Source organism: Burkholderia sp. FERM BP-3421 (genome assembly GCF_028657905.1).
In the GTDB taxonomy this organism is placed as follows: domain Bacteria; phylum Pseudomonadota; class Gammaproteobacteria; order Burkholderiales; family Burkholderiaceae; genus Burkholderia.
On sequence record NZ_CP117781.1, the window covers coordinates 2,871,236 to 2,889,269 of the forward strand.

17 protein-coding genes and 1 pseudogene are annotated in these 18,034 nt (G+C 65.0%); 7 read left to right on the plus strand and 11 right to left on the minus strand.

From position 1 onward, the window contains the following. Nucleotides 1-285: 285 nt before the first annotated feature. Together Bsp3421_RS15485 and Bsp3421_RS15490 are read left to right on the plus strand one after the other, a co-directional pair. Nucleotides 286-828: a hypothetical protein gene (locus Bsp3421_RS15485; protein ID WP_273996809.1), complete on the plus strand. Its 543-nt coding sequence runs from the start codon at nt 286-288 to the stop codon at nt 826-828. Beyond that, a complete protein-coding gene (locus Bsp3421_RS15490) occupies nt 821-1,372 on the plus strand; it encodes a hypothetical protein (RefSeq protein WP_273996810.1) in 552 nt (183 codons plus the stop codon). Before Bsp3421_RS15485 ends, Bsp3421_RS15490 begins: the two co-directional genes overlap by 8 nt. 246 nt (nt 1,373-1,618) lie before the next feature. On the opposite strand, the pseudogene Bsp3421_RS15495 reads toward Bsp3421_RS15490, so the two are convergent. The 8 genes and pseudogenes from Bsp3421_RS15495 to Bsp3421_RS15530 form a co-directional block, all read right to left on the minus strand. Then, nucleotides 1,619-3,065: pseudogene (locus tag Bsp3421_RS15495) on the minus strand (IS1182 family transposase). Nucleotides 3,066-3,311: 246 nt separating this feature from the next. Further along, complete coding sequence (locus Bsp3421_RS15500) at nt 3,312-4,184, minus strand: DMT family transporter (RefSeq protein ID WP_273996811.1); 873 nt, start codon at nt 4,182-4,184, stop codon at nt 3,312-3,314. Beyond that, nucleotides 4,177-4,992: a DUF2182 domain-containing protein gene (locus Bsp3421_RS15505; RefSeq protein ID WP_273996812.1), complete on the minus strand. Its 816-nt coding sequence runs from the start codon at nt 4,990-4,992 to the stop codon at nt 4,177-4,179. The genes Bsp3421_RS15500 and Bsp3421_RS15505 overlap by 8 nt, the downstream gene beginning before the upstream one ends. Continuing rightward, entirely contained in the window at nt 4,989-5,591 is a 603-nt protein-coding gene (locus Bsp3421_RS15510; protein WP_273998416.1) for a DUF1326 domain-containing protein, read from the minus strand. Before Bsp3421_RS15510 ends, Bsp3421_RS15505 begins: the two co-directional genes overlap by 4 nt. A 434-nt stretch (nt 5,592-6,025) precedes the next feature. Continuing rightward, nucleotides 6,026-7,570, minus strand: a complete 1,545-nt coding sequence (locus tag Bsp3421_RS15515) for an amino acid permease (RefSeq protein WP_273996813.1) — start codon at nt 7,568-7,570, stop codon at nt 6,026-6,028. 345 nt (nt 7,571-7,915) lie between these two features. Then, nucleotides 7,916-8,815: a metal-dependent hydrolase gene (locus Bsp3421_RS15520; RefSeq protein ID WP_273996814.1), complete on the minus strand. Its 900-nt coding sequence runs from the start codon at nt 8,813-8,815 to the stop codon at nt 7,916-7,918. Then, on the minus strand, nt 8,793-8,942 hold the full coding sequence (locus tag Bsp3421_RS15525; RefSeq protein ID WP_273996815.1) for a hypothetical protein: 150 nt from the start codon (nt 8,940-8,942) through the stop codon (nt 8,793-8,795). Before Bsp3421_RS15525 ends, Bsp3421_RS15520 begins: the two co-directional genes overlap by 23 nt. 35 nt (nt 8,943-8,977) lie before the next feature. Further along, nucleotides 8,978-9,418 (minus strand): GNAT family N-acetyltransferase, encoded by a 441-nt coding sequence (locus Bsp3421_RS15530; protein WP_273996816.1) that lies wholly within the window; start codon nt 9,416-9,418, stop codon nt 8,978-8,980. Nucleotides 9,419-9,634: 216 nt separating this feature from the next. Between Bsp3421_RS15530 and Bsp3421_RS15535 the strand changes: the two genes are divergently transcribed. The 3 genes from Bsp3421_RS15535 (at nt 9,635) to Bsp3421_RS15545 (ending at nt 10,975) form a co-directional block, all read left to right on the plus strand. Next, the gene (locus tag Bsp3421_RS15535) at nt 9,635-10,432 is read left to right on the plus strand and encodes a thioesterase II family protein (protein ID WP_273996817.1); all 798 of its coding nucleotides are present in this window, start codon (nt 9,635-9,637) and stop codon (nt 10,430-10,432) included. 243 nt (nt 10,433-10,675) lie between these two features. Then, nucleotides 10,676-10,801, plus strand: a complete 126-nt coding sequence (locus Bsp3421_RS15540) for a hypothetical protein (RefSeq protein ID WP_273996818.1) — start codon at nt 10,676-10,678, stop codon at nt 10,799-10,801. Continuing rightward, nucleotides 10,802-10,975, plus strand: coding sequence for a hypothetical protein (locus Bsp3421_RS15545; RefSeq protein ID WP_273996819.1), 174 nt, complete (start codon nt 10,802-10,804; stop codon nt 10,973-10,975). It begins immediately after the preceding gene. Here Bsp3421_RS15545 and Bsp3421_RS15550 read toward each other — a convergent pair. The 3 genes from Bsp3421_RS15550 to Bsp3421_RS15560 form a co-directional block, all read right to left on the minus strand. Continuing rightward, complete coding sequence (locus tag Bsp3421_RS15550) at nt 10,972-12,027, minus strand: hypothetical protein (protein WP_273996820.1); 1,056 nt, start codon at nt 12,025-12,027, stop codon at nt 10,972-10,974. The genes Bsp3421_RS15545 and Bsp3421_RS15550 overlap by 4 nt on opposite strands. Next, nucleotides 12,024-14,159 (minus strand): FAD-binding protein, encoded by a 2,136-nt coding sequence (locus tag Bsp3421_RS15555; RefSeq protein ID WP_273996821.1) that lies wholly within the window; start codon nt 14,157-14,159, stop codon nt 12,024-12,026. Before Bsp3421_RS15555 ends, Bsp3421_RS15550 begins: the two co-directional genes overlap by 4 nt. Nucleotides 14,160-14,245: 86 nt before the next feature. Next, entirely contained in the window at nt 14,246-14,617 is a 372-nt protein-coding gene (locus tag Bsp3421_RS15560; protein ID WP_273996822.1) for a DUF805 domain-containing protein, read from the minus strand. Nucleotides 14,618-14,815: 198 nt separating this feature from the next. Here Bsp3421_RS15560 and Bsp3421_RS15565 point away from each other — a divergent pair, with 198 nt between their 5' ends. Both Bsp3421_RS15565 and Bsp3421_RS15570 read left to right on the plus strand, forming a co-directional pair. Further along, the gene (locus Bsp3421_RS15565; protein ID WP_273996823.1) at nt 14,816-15,841 is read left to right on the plus strand and encodes an alpha/beta fold hydrolase; all 1,026 of its coding nucleotides are present in this window, start codon (nt 14,816-14,818) and stop codon (nt 15,839-15,841) included. A gap of 105 nt (nt 15,842-15,946) precedes the next feature. Continuing rightward, nucleotides 15,947-17,965, plus strand: coding sequence for a right-handed parallel beta-helix repeat-containing protein (locus Bsp3421_RS15570; RefSeq protein WP_273996824.1), 2,019 nt, complete (start codon nt 15,947-15,949; stop codon nt 17,963-17,965). Nucleotides 17,966-18,034: the final 69 nt, after the last annotated feature.

Consider the following 18,034-nt stretch of genomic DNA (forward strand, 5'->3'; position numbering starts at 1 on the left):
CGGGGGCGATCAACTGAACCCCACTTACCGGGGGACCTTCAATCCGTCGCGCGATCGCACCCCAGTTAAACTCTCAACCTGAAGTGACTCAATCTTTTGGAGACGTGGAAAGCCTCAGCAGACAAGGTCCTGGCGGCTCAGGTTGCCCAGGAAGACTTCCCGTGAAGAGCTTATGTCTGCTGTCGATGCCAGTCCATTTCGCGAATAGCCAATCGCTGCCTCGACACCAGTGAGACAATGTTCGTATCGTCCGCGTGGGCGCAGGTGAATCGAGGAAGGAACGATATGAGTGACAATTTCGACGAATTCGTCCGCAGCCATGTAGAGGCTGCATCTAACGAAAAGCTTGATCTCGAAACAGAAAAGGCGTTCTGGCTCACGAGACTAGACGAACTGTACGCGCTGGTCTCGTCCAGTTTGCGCCAATACACCGACAAGGGAAATATTGCGGTTCACATTGAAGACGTGGACTTGTGCGAGGAGCAGCTAGGCACGTATAGAGCCAAAGCGGCCCGCATTGTCATCGGGAACAATTTGGTGAGGCTGGATCCCGTCGGCACTTTCCTGGTTGGAGCGCGAGGGCGCGTCGATATGACCGGGCCGCGCGGTGTTGCGCGATTCATGATCGTCCCGCCGGACTCCAAAGGTCTGCGGGTAATAATCAACGCGGTACGTCTGGACGAAGTAGGCGATGCGCCAACGGTCCCAGCCGTGCCTCCCCCTGAGACATGGGTTTGGAAGATCGCCACACCGCCGCCCCGCATCACGTATATCGATCTGAATGAAGATTCTTTCCGTTCGACCCTTATGGGAGTAGTGAATGGCTAATAGGGTGAGCTTTTCAGGAGAAGAGCTTACCCTCGATGAAATAGCATTTCATCACACCAACGTCGAGTCGGCCCTCCTTGAATTTTTTTCTGGCCATTCCGAGGCATTTCTGAATCGCTTCGCGCAGTCAACCCCTGATGAGGTGCGCGAAGCGTTGAAAAGTAGCCTCGCCGAATTGGACTACACGAGTTCAATGTCTGTAATTTCGGCAATCGAGGCCGCCGTGCGCATGGACTATTTTTCTAGGGTCTACAGCCGAGGGCGCGATCCTCTATCACGGGCCATGCGCGGCGTTCATCGCATAAAAGGAAACAGGGCATCCCTGGAAGACGATCTAATTCCACAATGGCGTGAGCACAGTACTGTCCCAAGTGTATTGCTGTCACATGCGGTTTCGGCTTTCAGCTTTCGGCATTGGATAGCTCACGGCCGATATTGGAAGCCGAAGCTGGGTGCCAAATATGATTACCTTACCGTGTTCGTAATCGCTGAAGAACTATTCGTTGCGATGGACAAAAATGATGCTGATTGTCAAGCGGAATGACGTGCTGTGGGCCACCCTCTGCCCGCTCGTGGGACGCTCTAGGGGGCGGACTCATTGAATGGCCGCTTTCGCGAAAGTTGGACGTCTCTTTCGGGTCGAGGCTGTGTGGAAACACGTAACTCAGCGTCGGCGGGAGCAGATCCCGTGCCGCATTTTCGCAGCCTTCAGGTGAACGAGGAGTGTCGCCATAGCTTCAGTGCTGAGTTGCTGTGGTCCCTCGGCAATGTAAGCGCACCCTGGAGTGCTTCACGCACCCACCAGCCGCATCGCCTTCATGGTTTTCGAGAACCCGAGTATCGCTATGACGCGTTTGAGGTTGTATGCCAGTACATGCAAACTCATTTCGGTGCTCACGTTGGCAAACCGGCGAGTCAGGAAGTGCGTGTAGCCCATCCAGTGTTTGAACGTCCCGAACACATGCTCAACTGTCCGCCTTCGCACCGTCATCGCATTCGGCATTCGGTCCAGTCTTCGCTGCGCAGCTTCCAGCACTGATTCGTGCTCCCAGCGCGTGATCCGCCGGTAATTGCTTGGCGTGCATTGTGGTTTCATGGCGCAGCCGATACAGGCGCTACTCCAGTAACGACGTAGATACATGCCATGTTCGAGGCCAGTAAAGCGATAGATCGCACGTTGCCCGGCCGGGCATAGATATTCGTCATCCCGGGCAATGTAAATAAAGTCGGCCCGATCAAAGCGGCCATCAGCCTTCGCGCTGGATGTCGTAACCTTCGGCAGAATGGCGGCAATGCCTGCGTCCTCGCAAGCCTTTATCTGTGGGCCACTGTAATACCCGCGATCAGCGATGGCCTTCAATTTGGTTCTACCCATGGCATCACGAGCAGCTTGCGCCATTGGACTTAGCTGCGCGCGGTCACTACCCGCGTTCGTAACTTCATGCGCAACGATTAGATGGTGCTTGGCATCTACGGCGATCTGCACGTTGTAGCCGACCATCCCAGAACCACGGCCACTGGTCGCCATGGAGCGTGCATCAGGATCCGTCAGCGAGATCTGTCCGTCAGGCAGCGTTTTCAACTCCTCTTTGATCTGCTCAAGGTGACGCATTTGCCCCCTGCAATTGAGCAATCTTCTCTTTGAGTCGAGTCGTTCTGGCTTCCACCTCGGGCGGCTGCGTTCGATCTGCCGTTTCTAATGCGCTCAGGTAACGATGGATGCTTTCCTCGATCTGCTGCTGCCGCTTATCAATCTTGCCCGTCGTAAAGTTTCGGTCGCGTGTATTGGAGGCCTTGAACTTACTTCCATCGATGGCGACCATGGCCTGGGAGAACAGCTTGAGATCGCGGCACAACACGACAAACCGACTACAGACGTTGCGAATACCTGCGCCGTTGTTGCGTCGAAAGTCAGCTATCGTTTTGAAGTCTGGCACCAGGCGGCCAGTCAGCCACATCAAGCTCGATATTGCGCTGACATTCGCGCTCCAGGCGTCGGCTTGATTGAATCCGGTTTAGGTAGCCGTAGATGTATATTTTCAGCAGCACTGCCGGATGGTAGGAGGGGCGGCCTGTCGTCGAAGGCGTAACACTGGTGAAGCCAAGTTGTGCAGATCAAGCTCTTCGACAAAGGCCTCGACGATCCTGACCGGGTTATCCTCGGCAACGAAATCGTCCAGGCATTCGGGCAATAGCGCTACCTGCTTGCGGTCATCGCCTTCAACGAATCGCTTCATGGGCAGCCCATCCTGAATGCGTTGATTCAGTCTAGACGATCAACGCGTTTTCACACAGCCTCGGTCGAACACGGTCTCACGCCTCAGGCCAAGGCTGGCTACATAAGGGTGTTGATCCACGCATCAGCAAGGACGCCGGCAACAGACCTTCGTGCATCGATCAAGGCAGTCGGTCTGTCGACCACCCTGAATAGCGTGCCGTCTATCGGCAGGCTCGGCCATCTACGATCCGGAATACGATGACCGCTAGCTACGCGACCTCCCCGCAAGCACGATCGCGATGCCGCCAAGAATCGCAACCGAAGCCACAGCCAGACGCGGCGTAATCGCTTCCGACAGGAACACCACCCCGCCAAACGCAGCGATCAACGGCACCGCCAACTGCACCGTCGCTGCCCGCAAGGCCGTAAGCCTGCCCAGCGCCGCATACCAGATGCAATACCCGATGCCGGACGTGAGCGCGCCGGACGCAATCGCCAGACCAACCCCCGCCCCACTCGCATGAGCACGGCCGCTGATAATGAAAAACACGCTTAACGAGAAAACAAGCGGAGCCGCTCGCGCGAAATTACCCGCCGTCGCTGCGATCGGATCGGCCACGCCGCGGCCGCGCAGCGAATACACCCCCCAAGCGCCCCCTGCGATCGCCATCAACGCCGCGCCGACGAGCGGAGGTGCCGCGATCCCCGGCGATACCAGAGAAACCAACCCTGCGACCGCCAGCGCGAGACCGACCCACGCGACCGATCCAAACTTCTCCCCACAGCGCAAACCCACGCTGAACATCGTCAATTGAACCGCGCCGAAGAGAACCAGCGCACCCGTGCCGGCGGACAAGGTTGAATACGCGAAAGAGAAGAACACGACATAAACAAACAGCATGACAGCCGCGAGCCAATCAACGCGACCAGACGCGTACGGCCCGGACCTGAACCGGACGATGACGGCAAGCACGATCGCCCCCGAAACCAGTCTGATGCCGGCGAAGCTGGCCGGATCGATTTCCCCCCGCAGCAACGCGAGCCGGCACAGCAACGAATTCGCCGCGAAGGCAAACATCGCCGCCACAGTGAGGATGGTCGTCCGCAAGATCAACAATCCCCCGCGCGCTTCATGCATGAGTCAGGACCATGACGAATGACCACGACAATAGCGCCACGCCGAGAGGTGCGCTGAGACGCTTGCCCCAGGAAACGTTCTTCTCGATCGCCATCACGGCGGCAAGCAGGAGCATCCAGCCAAGACTGCCGGTGCCTAACGCGAACATCAGCAACATCAACGCCCAACAACAGCCGACACAGAACAGGCCATGCCGCGCGCCCAGCGCGAACGCGTTCCACGCCTGCGCATGCCCGCGCCAGTGCTCGATGACGAAGCTCAAGGGCGTGCGACACTTTTCAAGGCATCGATACTTGAGCCGGCTGAACTGAAATGCGCCGGCCAACGCAATGACCGCGACGCCGATCAGCCACCCATGCCAGACAAGAGCGGGGACGCTGCCGACCATGAACAGCACCGCACTGTGAAGCGCATGCGCCAAAAGTCCGAAGATTCCCCACACCGCCACATAGCCCGAACCGAGCAACACGAGCAGCCCACCATGATCAGGGCGCCCCGCCGTCAGCCGGTCGAATGCATTGAACAACGGCAACGTGGTCGGCAGCATCATGGCTACCGTCATGAGAATCCACGCGACAGCGTAGAGCACCACGGGCACGACCACGTCACCCGCGGGAATGACGCGGCACAGAAACGCCGCCGGTCCGGACGCTGTCCAGTCGCCGTGTTCGATGTAGCGCCCGTATGGACTGCGCGCCCATGCCCACAACACCACCCACGCGAGCGCGATCAACGCCGTCAAGACCGGCAGGAACACATGAGCATGGCGCGAGGCGCGGGCCGGCGGCGGGCCGGCCATCGGGTTCATGCGTCGAAGACGAAGGTGCTCTGCAGGGCGTTGTGATTCTTGAGATCGAGGTCGATGCCTAACGCCGGGTTCTTCGATCGATAGGTCGGGGCCTTGCCGACAAACACGGGCGCGCCGGGCACGGTCGAGAACACGGTGTCGGACAGCGTGGTCTGGCCACCGGTTGCGCCGAGATAGGGTTCGAGTTCGGCGTAGTAGTTCGCACCGATCTCGAGTTCGCCCTTGCCCGCAACCACGGTGAAACGGATCGGCGCGCGCTCCACGGACACGACCTGGCCGATGAGCTTGGCGAGATCGGCGACCGGCCCGCCGGCCTGGCCGGTGTAGACCTTCAGCAGCGCTTCTTCCTGCGCCTTCGAAGCCCGATCGTCGACATAGATCGCGGCCGTCCAGTTGCCTTGCAGGATGTTGCCGGGCACATGGGCGACGGCCGCGATGGTATTGCCGGCCACATCGACGCCGTCGACCGTGCCCTTGTCGATATGCCACGCGACGATGGTGTCGCAGGTGCCGTTGTCGGGGTCCTCGCCGATCCAGCAGGGGCAAAGCACATTGCAGTTGCAAACTTCGAGGAGACGACCTTCCAGGTGATAACTCATACGAACCTCCATTGAAGGCAGGCGAACACCACCAACTTGACGCTGCATGGCGCGACTGCAAGGACTCTTAATCTTTTCGCTGCCGGTTGCGGAAAGTCAAGGTCATTGCGGAGCGCGCAGGTCGACAGATCAGGTCGGGCTTATGCAAGATCATTACGTCATACAACCCGAGCGATGCGACCGCGCTTCGCTATCCACGCACAGCTGCATCATCGAAAGACCGATTTTGTCTGCGTATAAATTCGATAGAGGCGAGTGCCGACGATCGGCGCTCGACCTCGTGCGATACCGATTCTCCAGACGATCGTCACGACGCCGCATCCGCGCGACGAGATCGCCGGGATGAGATCGACCGGCGACATCCGCCGGAAATCCACGAAACAAAAAAAACGGGGAGCCTCCCGGCTCCCCGTCATCCGCTTCACCCGCCCGCGTTACGCCACGGTCTCGGTATTCGCCGGCACGCGCGTGCGCCGCACGCCGTCCACGCCGTTGCCTTCAAGCCACGGCGCGATCTCCATGTCCTCGTACTTCACGAAGCGGCTCTTGTTGACGAGCCGATAACCGAGCCACACGACCAGGAACAGCGGGATGCCGATATAAGTCGCCGTCACGCCGATCCAGTCGATCTTGTTCGACAGGAACGCCTGATAGTCCTGGCCGAACGCGATCACGATGCACAGCACGAACGCGAAGATCGGCCCATACGGGAACAGCTTCGACTGGTACGGCAGCTGATCGACCGAGTACCCCTGCCGGATGAAGCCCTTGCGGAACCGATAATGGCTGACCGCGATGCCGAGCCACGCGATGAAGCCGGTCATGCCCGAGGTATTGAGCAGCCACAGATAAACAGTCTTGTCGCCATACAGCGACGACAGGAAGCACAGCGCCCCGACCGCGGTGGTCGCATACAGCGCATTGCGCGGCACGCCGCCCGGCGACAGCTTCGCGAACAGCTTCGGCGCGCGGCCCTCGGTCGCGAGGTTGTACAGCATCCGCGTCGACGCATACATGCCCGAGTTGCCGGCCGACAGCACGGCGGTCAGGATCACCGCATTCATCACGCCCGCCGCGAACGCGAGGCCCGCGTGACGGAACACCAGCGTGAACGGGCTCACGCCGATATCGGTCACGTCGCTCTTGAGCAGATTGGGATCGGTATAGGGAATCAGCATGCCGATCACGAAGATCGCCAGCACGTAGAACAGCAGGATCCGCCAGAACACCTGGCGCACCGCGCGCGGAATCGTCGTGCGCGGATTCTCCGATTCGCCCGCCGCGACCCCGATCAGCTCGGTGCCCTGGAACGAAAAGCCCGCGATCATCGCGACGCCCATCATCGCGGGCAGGCCGCCCGCGAACGGCGCGTCGCCGATCGTGAAGTTATGCCAGCCCGTGTTGGCCCCGCCCTTCAGGATGCCGACGATCATCAGCAAGCCGATGCCGATGAACGCGACCACCGTGACGACCTTGATCAGCGCGAACCAGTACTCGGCCTCGCCGAAACCGCGCACCGTCAGCACGTTGAGCAGGAACATCACGGCGAGGAACAGCGCGCTCCACCACACCCCCGGCACATCGGGAAACCAGTAGTGCATCACGAGCTGCGCGGCCACCAGCTCGACCGCGATCGTCACGGCCCAGTTGTACCAATAGTTCCAGCCGAGCGCGAAACCAAAGCCCTCTTCGACGTATTTCGCGCCGTAGGTCGAGAACGAGCCGGACACGGGCATCAGCGCGGCCATCTCGCCGAGGCTCATCATCAGGCAATAAACCATCAGCCCGATCAGCAGGTAGGCGAGCATCGCCCCGCCCGGGCCGGCCTGCGAGATCGACGCGCCGGACGCGACGAACAGGCCGGTGCCGATCGAGCCGCCGATCGCGATCATCGTCAGGTGACGGGCTTTCAGACTGCGGTGGAGCTTGGGTTGAGTCGAGGATGAAGTAGGACTGTCGGAATTCGGGTGTGCTGGCATAACTGGCGTGCAAGGAGCGGGCGACGCATGAATGCATCGCTTCGGGTCGCTCCGGGATTCGATGTGTCCCCGGAATGGATGGCGGCACGTCAGCCGGAAATGGTACGGGCGGCCGCGCCGATTGCATTTTTTTGCGCAGCGCGGATTCTACCCGATTCGTCCGACGGGGCGCCGCTGCATTGACCGCCGGTCGGTCGATTATACAATCATCCGTGCATAGTGGGCGTATCGTGCCGACGGCCGGTGCCGGCCCCCGAAAAGCGCCCGGGCCCGCCTGACATCGGCGGGCCCGGAATCGACCTCGGGACGAGGGCGCGGCAGGCCCCGTGACGGCGGATGCGGCGCTCAGGCGCCTGCTTGCGGCATCGGATGGAGCGGCACGCGGCGCGGCGCGGCCTCGGACGCATAGCGCCGGTTGGTCGCGTCAATCGCGGCCAGCAAGCCGTCGAGACGCGCCAGATGCGCGCGGTTGTCGTGGTCCCACGGATGGAAGCCCGGCCGGAAGTAGCTGAGCCATTCACGCCCGATCAGCGCGAACACGCCCTTGCGCGGCCCGAACAGATAGCCGACCAGCCGGCCAAAGCCGGTGACCTTGCCGATCCGCCGGCGATGCGCGCTCAACAGATGCAGGTGGAACTCGAACACCGTGCCCCAGAACAGCACGCTCGTGAACAACATCGCGCCGGTGCGGATCAGGTAGCGCTTGAGCCCCGGCTTCATCACGGCAAGCCACACGTCGTACGCGACGGACTTGTGCTCGGTTTCCTCGAGCGCGTGCCATTGCCACATCTGCACGTAGCCGTCGACCGAGCCCTCGGCGAGCGTCACCCGCTTCGCGAGCAGCAGGTCCGCGAACATCGCCGTGTAGTGCTCGAGCGCGATCGTGATCGCGAGTTGCATCGAGTGCGGCAACACCTTCTTCATCCAGCCGAGCACCGCCCACAGCCGCGCGTCGATCTTGTGCGCGGGCAGGCCCGCCGCCTGCAGCAGGTCGTTGTACTCGACGTGCTCGCGGGTATGCATCGCCTCCTGGCCGATGAAGCCGACGATTTCCTGCTTCAGTTCCGGATCGTCGATCCGGTCGCGGTAATTGCGCACCGAATCCATGAAGAAGCGCTCGCCCGCCGGGAACAGCAGCGACAGCGCGTTGTACAGATGCGTGGTGGCGACGCCCTCCCCATGCCAGTCGCAGGCGCGATCCGGCGGCAGGGCAAAACGGACGTCACGGCGTACGATCGAAGTCATTGGATGTCTCCCGGTCGTCCCGGGGTGCCGCCCACGGCGCGCCGGACTGCGTCACGGCGGCGCGAAAATGGGGAACGGTCACCCGGGCAATCAAGTCATCATAAACAGTTACATTGATCGATGTCATGATAGAACCGGAACGTCCAGGATGCAAGGATCGGTTCAGCCGCCGCCGTCGGGAGACGCCAGCAACAGGTAGTCGCCGTCATCGGCCGTGCCCGCGCCGACCTCCACGAAGCCGCATGCGCGATAGAACGCCAGCGCACGCAGATTGCGGGTCAGGCACTTGAGGCGATAGCGCGTCGCCGGCCAGCCCGGCAGCGCCTGCAGCAGCGCGCGGCCGACGCCGTCGCGCAGGCGCGCCGGATCGACATAGAGGTGGTGCAGGAAATGCTCGGGCATCCACACCGACGCGAAACCGACCAGTTGGCCGCTCGCGCCGACCGCCACCCACTGCGCCTCGCCGCGCGTCTGCGCCTCGAAGTCCGCGAGCGCGAAGATCTCGGGCGGTTCCCAGGAGAATGCGGCGCGGCGCGAACGCAGGAACAGGTCGCGCAAGGCAGGCAAATCGGCGGCGGTTGCGCCGCGTACGTGAAGCGTCATGTCGGCGGGTCTCCGTTTTTTTACGGTCCGATTCCGCTCGGTGTGGCGGACCGAACAAAGCGATGCGTGAATTCCGCGCGCGCGTGCCGCATAATCTGCTGCGCATTCCAGAAAGCACCTCGGCGCATCTGGCGGGACCTTCGCGCGCAGCGCGGCCCGCCATTTGAACACATGACAACACACTGACCTGCCTCCGCTGACCCGGAGCCGCCGCGCATGGCCTCGCTACCCGACACGATCACGATTCCCTCCCGCCGCGACGCGGCCCGCCACCGGCTGCTGGTGTTTCATCACGCCTGCGGCGCGGCGACTAACTACCATCGCTGGGCGATGGGTTTCCCCGCCGATACCGAAGTCTGGCTCATCGACCTGCCCGGCCGCGGCAAGACCATGCGCCAGCGGCCCGTCGACACGGTGCCGGCCATGATCGCCCACCTGCGTTCGCTGGCGCCGTTCCTGCCGCGCGACTATGCCGTGTTCGGTCACAGCATGGGCGCGCTCGTCGCGTACTGCTTCGCACACGACATGACGCAGCTCGGCCGGCCGCCGCTGTGGCTCGGCGCCTCCGGCGCGGACGCGCCGTTCTACCCGGAACGCGGCCGCCGCCGCGCGAATGCGCCGGTCCACCTGCGCAGCGATCCGGAGATCATCGATTACCTGGTCACGCTCGGCGGCACGCCGCGCGAACTGGCCGAGCACCGGGAGCTGAAGGAGATGCTGCTGACGCTCGCGAAAGCCGATTTCCGCATCGTGGAGGCGGGCTTCCCGCTGCCGTCGGCGACGCCGCAGCCGTTCCCGGTCGCGGTGTTCTCGGGCCGCCACGACCCGGTGGTGAGCGCGGCGGGCCTGCACGACTGGACCCGCGGCTCGCAACACCCGGTCACCTTCCATGATTTCGACGGCGGCCACTTCTACCTGTTCGACCAGGCGGCGGCCGTGCAGCACACGATCGGCCGCGCGCTCGACGACGCGCACCGCGCGCGCACGGCCGCGGCGCTGCCGTCGCAACCGTAGCGCGGCGGCGGCGGCTTGCGCGCATCGCGCCGGGTTTCGCGCGGCGTCCCGCCGCGCGAAACCCGCTCACCGACCACGCGGCCGCCCCCGGCATGACCGGCGGCGGCCCTCTCCGCCCCGCCCGCGCCGCCGATCCATCCGGGCGAACTCGACCACCTCCGCCGGATTGAATCGCCACGCGAAAACCGCTGGAAGGACGGCACGCACGCGCCTCTGCAGCAAGGAACGCAGGATCTCGAACGGATGGTGATGACCGAAGCCGGTGATGCGGCGATCGGCGACTGCCTCCGGGCAATCCACGACGGCGCGGCGCTGCTCGCGTCGATCCATGTCCGGCCCGAGCGGCGCGGCCCGGGTATCGGCCGGTGAATGCCGGAACGGTTCGCCGCCGACGCCCGCGCGCAAGGTCCGGCCCGGCTCGCGTTCGGCGCGAAACCGGACACCGCCACGCGCCGCCTGCACGAGCAGGCGGGCTTCACGCTCGCGCACGACGCCGGCGGCGGCCCGCATGACATGCGTGCGGCCCGCGCGCCGAGCCGCTAGTAGTCGTACACGTGCTCGGCGACGAGCCCGAGCGCGGGCGCGCCGGCCAGGAATGCCGACAGGTCGCGGACCGGCACCAGCACGCCGAGCCGCCGCATGCCGGCGGGGTCCGTCAGCGGCTGCTCGAACAGCACCCGCCCCTGGCCGGCCGGCAGCGCCGCGTCGCGCGGCGCCCACACGGTGACGAGGATGATCGAGTCGTTGCCCGCGATGTCGACGAACCGGACGCCCCGCCGCGCGAGCGTGGTGGCCGCGAGCCGGAAATCGAAATAGCGCGGCAGCGACAGCAGCGCGCGGCCGTCCGGCCAGCGCTTCAGCACCTCGACCCGCGGCGGCAGCGCGCCCTCGGGCGGCAGCCGGTCGACCACGACGTCGGTCGTCATCAGCGCGGGCGTATATGCGGCGCGCGTCGCCTTCTCGATCAGCTTGCCGTATACGGCCTTCACCGCGTACTCGGACGTCAGCGCATAGCGCCGCTCCCACTTGCGCACGATCCCCGGCCCCCACAGCGGCACGTCGGTCCACAAGTGACGCAGGCGCGCCGTGAAGTCGAACAGGTACCAGGGCTCCTGGCGGATGAAATCGACGTATTCCTGCGCGGCCTGCGCGCCGTAGCGATCCTCATCGGTCAACCGCTCGCCGCCGAGCAGCCAGCTCGCGCGGCCGACCGTGTTCTCGTACAGCGAACGCAGCGCATACTCGACCGTGGTGCTCGTCGCGATCACCCAGATCATCACGTGATAGCCGCCATTCAGCGGATAGCGGTCGCGCATCTGCTCGGCCGTCACGTCCGCATAGCCGGACCACAGCTGCGCGACCTGAGCGAGGAACGGGAACGCGTGCGACGGCGCGCGCCGCACGATCCGCGCGTACTCGGCCGGGCTGTGCACGAGATACCACTCCGGAAACGTCAGCAGCGTCTGCTCGGCGCCGCGCCGCGCCTCGGGCGGCACCAGGCTGTCGCCGGAAGCCGCGCCGGGTGCGGCCGGCACGCCCGCGCCCGCGCTCGCGAGGCACAACGCCGCGATGGCCTGCCTGAACCAGCGCGTCATGCCGCGGCCCCCGTGCGCTGGAACGCCATCAGGAGGTTGTCGGACGGGTCGCCGTCCTGCCGCAGCCGCGCGCCCGTGTGCCGGAAGCCGGCCGCCTCGATCCGGGCGATCCAGGCATCGACGCTCGCGAAGTGCCGCAGCTCGCGGCGATTGGTCTCCCAGCTCTCGCCGAGGCCGGCGTTGAACACGGTATGCGCGAGCGACACGAACGCATCCATCGCCTCGCTCGTGACGTCGTGATCGCGCACGATGAAGTAGCCGCCGGGCCGCACGATCTGCGCGATCGAGTCGAGGAACGGCGCGAGCTTGTCGGGCGCCATGTGATGCAGGCCGACGAAGCAGCTGACGAGATCGGCGCTGGCCGACGGCAGCGCGATCGGCGCGTAGTCGTGCAGCGGCGTGAAGTCGCCGATCCGCCCGATCTGCCCGCGCTCGACGATGTCGACGGGCGAGTTGCCCGGCGCGACCTCGTGCACGAGCGTCACGCGGCCGCCGAGCTTCAGGTGCTTGCGCATCGCCTTCACATAGCGGCCCGTCGTGCCGATCTCGACGTAATCGCGCAGCGCCGCGTCGCCGAGCAGCTGCGCCGCCTGCCGTCCCATCTCGGCCTTCTGCGTCGCGAGCGACGGCAGCGCATGCGTGAGCATCGCGAGCGGCGGCGTGATCGACTTCAGGCGCGCCTGGACGCCGCGATAGATCGTCTCGTCGTCGGCGTGCTTCGCGGTCTCGTCCTTGATCAGCGCGTGCAGGCGATCCGCCGGCAACACGTTGAAGATGTTCTGCAGGAACGTATAGAAGCGGTCCGCCTCGCGCTCGCCGCCGTACACCGCCGCGAACAGCGAGGCGCTCGGCCGCGCCGGCGCGCTCGCCGCGGGCTGCAGCAACGGCGCGTAGTAACGGTCCCACAGCGCGCCGCGCAGCCGGTAGTGCGGATCGAGTTCGGCCTTCAGCGCGAACATCTCGCGCGCGCGCGGGTACGCGCGATGGAACTGCTCGTGCGTCGCGTGCAGCTGATACGGCAGGTAGTAGGTGCCGCCGACCGCGAGCACCGCGTCGATCAACGCGCGGGTCCAGACCGCGACGCGTTCGCGCGCGTTCTCGCGCGTGCGCTGCTTGTAATACAGCACGAACGCGAAGGTCTCGCCGCGCGCCCACGCCATCAGCGTGCGGTCGTCGCCGAGCGCATGGCGGATCGAGATGTTGACGACGTTGACCTGGTGCCGCGCGAGCACCGCGCCCATCGTCTGCGCGAACTCGCCGACCGCCTCCGCCGGCACGAAATACTCCTGCAGCACGTAGGTGCGGTCGCGCCGCCCGACGGGCTCCAGCTCGGCGACGTCGTAGCCGGCTTCATAGTTGCGCCAGTGCACCTTCGTGCCGAGGTGCAGCAGCGGGTCGTACAGATACTCGCGGCGGAACTTGCCGAGCGGCGTCTCGGTGATCGCCCACAGCAGATACTTGGCCGCGAGGAAGCCGCGCGCGAGCGGCTGCAGGCGCGGCGCGGTGGCGGGCGCGTCGGTCACGGTCCAGCTGACCGCGCGGCCGCGCGTATAGCGCGGCGGATAGAGATCGAAGTTGTGGAACACCACGTCGCCGTGGCCGCGAATGTTCGCGTCGAACCAGCGCTTGTAGTCGGCGGTGCGCATCTTGCGGTCGCTGCGCGCGACGCGCGTGTTGGGCACCAGGTCCAGCTCCACCTCGGTGATGACGCCGATCCCGCCGTAACCGCCGATCGCCGCGTCGAACAGGCGCGGATGCGCGCTGCGCGACGCCTCGACCACCTCGCCGCCGGCCAGCACCAGCGTGATCGCGCGCACCGACAGCACGACCGGCCCGAGCCCCATGTAGCGGCCGTGCGCATTCACCGACAACGCGCCGCCGACCGTGAAGTTCGCATAGGTCTGCATGATCTTGACGGCGAGGCCGTGCGGATCGACGAAGCGCTGGATGTCGCACCAGCGGATCCCGGCCTGCACGCGGATCACGGCGACAAGCGGATCGAAGCGCAGCACGCGGTTCATGCGGCGCAGATCGAGGTGAAGCGTGCCGGGGCTCGCGGTGTGGCCGCCCATGCTGAAATGGCCGCCGCCGATCGACACGGGAAGCTGGGTCCGGACCAGCGCGTCGACCACCTCCTGCGTGGAAGCGGGCGTGGCGATCGAGAAAACCGGAATCCGGTTGAGCTAGGTAACGTCGTTGACCGTTGGCATGTCGCGCATCAGCGGGAAATAGGGACTTGCAGATAATCGTCGCGGCTCGCCGGATCGGGGCCGAAGCGGTTTTCGTGCGCGGCGCCGCGCTTGAGCAGTTGAACGACGACCCACAGCGGCCCGAGCACCGGCACGAGCGCGACCCACAGCGCGGCGCCCGAACGGCCGATATCGTGCAGGCGCTGGATCGACAACGCGAGCGCGGCCCAGATGAACAGCAGCGCGAACACGCCGGCGCCCGCCTCGCCCGCGAAGCGGCCGGCCCACTCGCCGAACGCGGCGCAGAACAGGCCCGCCACGACGAGCCGGGACAGCCAGGTGCTGCGCGTGATGCGGCCGCGACGCTTGAAGAAAGCGAAAGCCAGTGAAAGTGCGGACATCTTTTAATCCGTATCCCGGTTTGAGTGTTTATCGGGCACTAAACGCGCAGTGTATTCTCTATAATTAGCCGATACCAAGATAATTTCACGGTAATGGATGGCATTGCATCATTGCTTCAGAAGCTTCACCATTACGCAAAAAACCGCTGATCGGCACGCCGCATCAGTCGTCGAATATCCCGCATTATCCGAATCCCGATGAATTTCAAAAAAGTGCTCGCGGCGCTGATCGTCGCGCCGGTCCTGCTTGCGGTGTGTGCCGCGAGCATCGCGAACTACGCGGCCCGCGCGCGCGAGCGCGACGCGGCGGCGAGCGCCGCCCCGCCGGGCAGCCGCTTCGTGCGCGCGGCCGACGTGTCGATGCTGATCCAGGAGCGCGGCCCGGCGACGGGCGAGCCGATCGTGTTCGTATCCGGGCTCGGCGCATGGAGCGCGACCTGGCTGCCCACCATGGACGCGCTCGCGCGCGCCGGCTACCGCACCATCGCGCTCGACCTGCCGCCGTTCGGCTATACCAGCCGCCCGGCCGCCGACGCCTACGACACATCGCACCAGGCGGCGCGCATTCTCGGCCTGCTCGATACGCTCGGCGTGCGCCGCGCGATCCTGGTCGGCCATTCATTCGGCGGACGCGCGACCGTCGAGGCGCTGCTCGCGCAGCCGCGGCGCTTCAGCGCGGCGGTGCTGGTCGACGTCGCGCTGCGCCTCGATCCGCCACCGCCCGCCGCGCCGGGCCTCGTCGCGCGCGGGCTCGGCGTACCCGCGCTGCGCCGGCCGCTGATCGCCGCGACGGCCACCAATCCGCACCTCACGCGCTGGTTCCTCGAACGCTTCACGACGCGGCACGGCGCGCTGTCGCCCGAGGTGGTCGCCGTCTATCAACGGCCGCTGTCGGTCGCCGGCACGACCACCGCCTACGGCGAGTGGCTCGACGCGTTCCTCAACGATGCCGGCCGCGATCGCGGCGAGCGCAGCGCGGCGCTCGCCGCGCTGCCGATGCCGGTCGACGTGATCTGGGGCAACGCCGACACGGTCACGCCGCTCGCGGACGGCGCGCGGCTCGCGCGGCTGTTGCCGAATGCGTCGTTGACGGTGCTGTCGGGGCTCGGGCATATCCCGCACGTCGAGGACAACGCCGCGTTCGTGCGGGCGGTCCTGCCGTTCGTCGGGCGCTGGTCGGGGCAGGAAGCGGGGGTGAGCGCGCGGGGGCGCGGCGCGCTCTGATACGCTGCGGGACGAGAGAAACGGGAAAGCGCCGGCCGCGCTTTCCCCGGCGGATGACGCATCCGCGCCGGGACGAATACGCAGGGAATAACAAGGAGATTTCGCGTGGCAAACAATCCGATTGCGTTCATGAGCTACGTGCACGTGGACGACGAGCATGAGAACGGGCGGCTGACCCAGTTTCGCGAACGCCTGAGCGGCGAGATTGGCATGCAGTTGGGCGAGCGTTTCGATATTTTCCAGGACCGCAAGGATCTGCGCTGGGGCGAGCAGTGGAAAGCGCGCCTCGACGGCGCGATCGACGCGGTCACGTTCCTGATTCCGATCGTCACGCCCGCGTTCTTCAAGAGCCAGGCGTGCCGCGGCGAACTCGAGCGCTTCCTCGAACGGGAGCAGAAGCTCGGGCGCAACGACCTGATCATGCCGGTCTACTACCTCGATGCGCCGTCGATGAACGACGCGCAGAAGCGCGACAAGGATCCGCTCGCGGCGCTGCTCGCGACGCGCCAGTACGCGGACTGGCGCGCGCTGCGCTTCGATGCGCTCACCTCGGCGGAAGTCGGCAAGCGGCTCGCGGGCATCGCGCGGCAGATCGTGGAGGCGCTGGAGGTGCGCGTGGCCGCGCTGCCGGAAGTCGCGCCGGAAGTCGAGACGCGCGAGGCGGACAGCGCAACGGAATCCGACGGCAATCCGGCCGGCACGCAGGCGAGCGCCACCAAGGCGACGGAGCAGGCGCGCGGCCCCGAGGCGCGCACCGAAGTGCCCACGCTGATCGTGGACGCCTTCCATCGCGGCGATCACTTGACGATCAACGCGGCGCTCGCCGCCGCCGCGCCGGGCGCGCGCATCCTGGTGCGTCCCGGCCTCTACCGGGAAGGGCTCGTCATCGACAAGCCGGTCGAGATCATCGGCGACGGCAATCGCGGCGACATCGTGATCGAGGCGCAGGATCAGGACGTCGTGCTCTTCAGGAGCAGCATGGGGCGCATCGCGAACCTGACGCTTCGACAGGCAGGAGGAGACAAATGGTATGGCGTCGACATCACCCAGGGCCGCCTCGACCTGGAAGACTGCGCCATCTCCAGCCAGAGTCTCGCCGGCATCGCCATCCACGACGGCGCCGACCCGAGAATCCGCCGGAACCGGATACACGACGGCGCATCGGACGGCGTCATCGCTTACGAGAACGGCCTCGGCACCTTGGAAGACAATGAAATCGTCGGCCACGCCCAGCTTGGCGTGGCGATCTCGGAAGGCGCGCATGTCGCCCTCCACCGAAACCGCATCCACGGCGGACGCTCATTCGGCGTCGTTGTCGCCGACACCGGTCGCGGGCTGCTCGAAGACAACGAGATATTCGACAACGTCGGCAGCAACGTCATCATCCAGGACGGCGGCAACCCCACGTTACGCCGCAATCGCATTCATAGCGGCAAGGCTTCGGGTGTCTTCATCTGCGACAACAGCAAGGGCACGCTGGAAAACAACGACATCTTCAATAATCAGATGACAGGCGTGGAAATCAAGAACGGCGCCCAGCCCGCGCTCTACCTCAATCGCATCCACGACAATCACGCGAGCGGCGTATTCTTCAACACCGACGGCCTGGGCACGATCGAGAACAACGAGATTTACGGCAATGCGCTCGCAGGCGTGGAAATCAAGAAGGGCGCGAATCCCACGCTGAGACGCAACCACATCCGCGATGGCAAGGGCAGCGGCGTGTTCGTCCACGAACACGGCGGAGGCGTGCTGGAAGGCAACGAGATCATCGGCAATACGCTATCGGGTGTCGAGATCCGGGAAGGCAGCAACCCGATCCTGCGCAAGAACCTCATCAGCAAAGGGAAAACGAATGGTCTGTATGTCCATAAGGACGGGCAAGGGATCATCGAGAAAAACCAGATCGTCGACAACGCCCACTCGGGGGTCGTGGTGCTCAGCGGCGGCAACCCCACGCTCCACACCAACCGCATCACCGGCAACGCCCAGATCGGCATCGACATCCGCAAGGACAGCGGCGGCACCTTCGAGAACAACGACCTGCGCGACAACCAGGAAGCCGCCTGGAAAATCGCCGCGGACGCACGGCAAGATCTCAAGCGCACGGGCAATCTCGAATGAAATCGCCGCGCCGGCCGCGCGCCCCGTCTTGAAACACCGGCGCGTCGCGCGCCGCCTCATCGCCTCGCC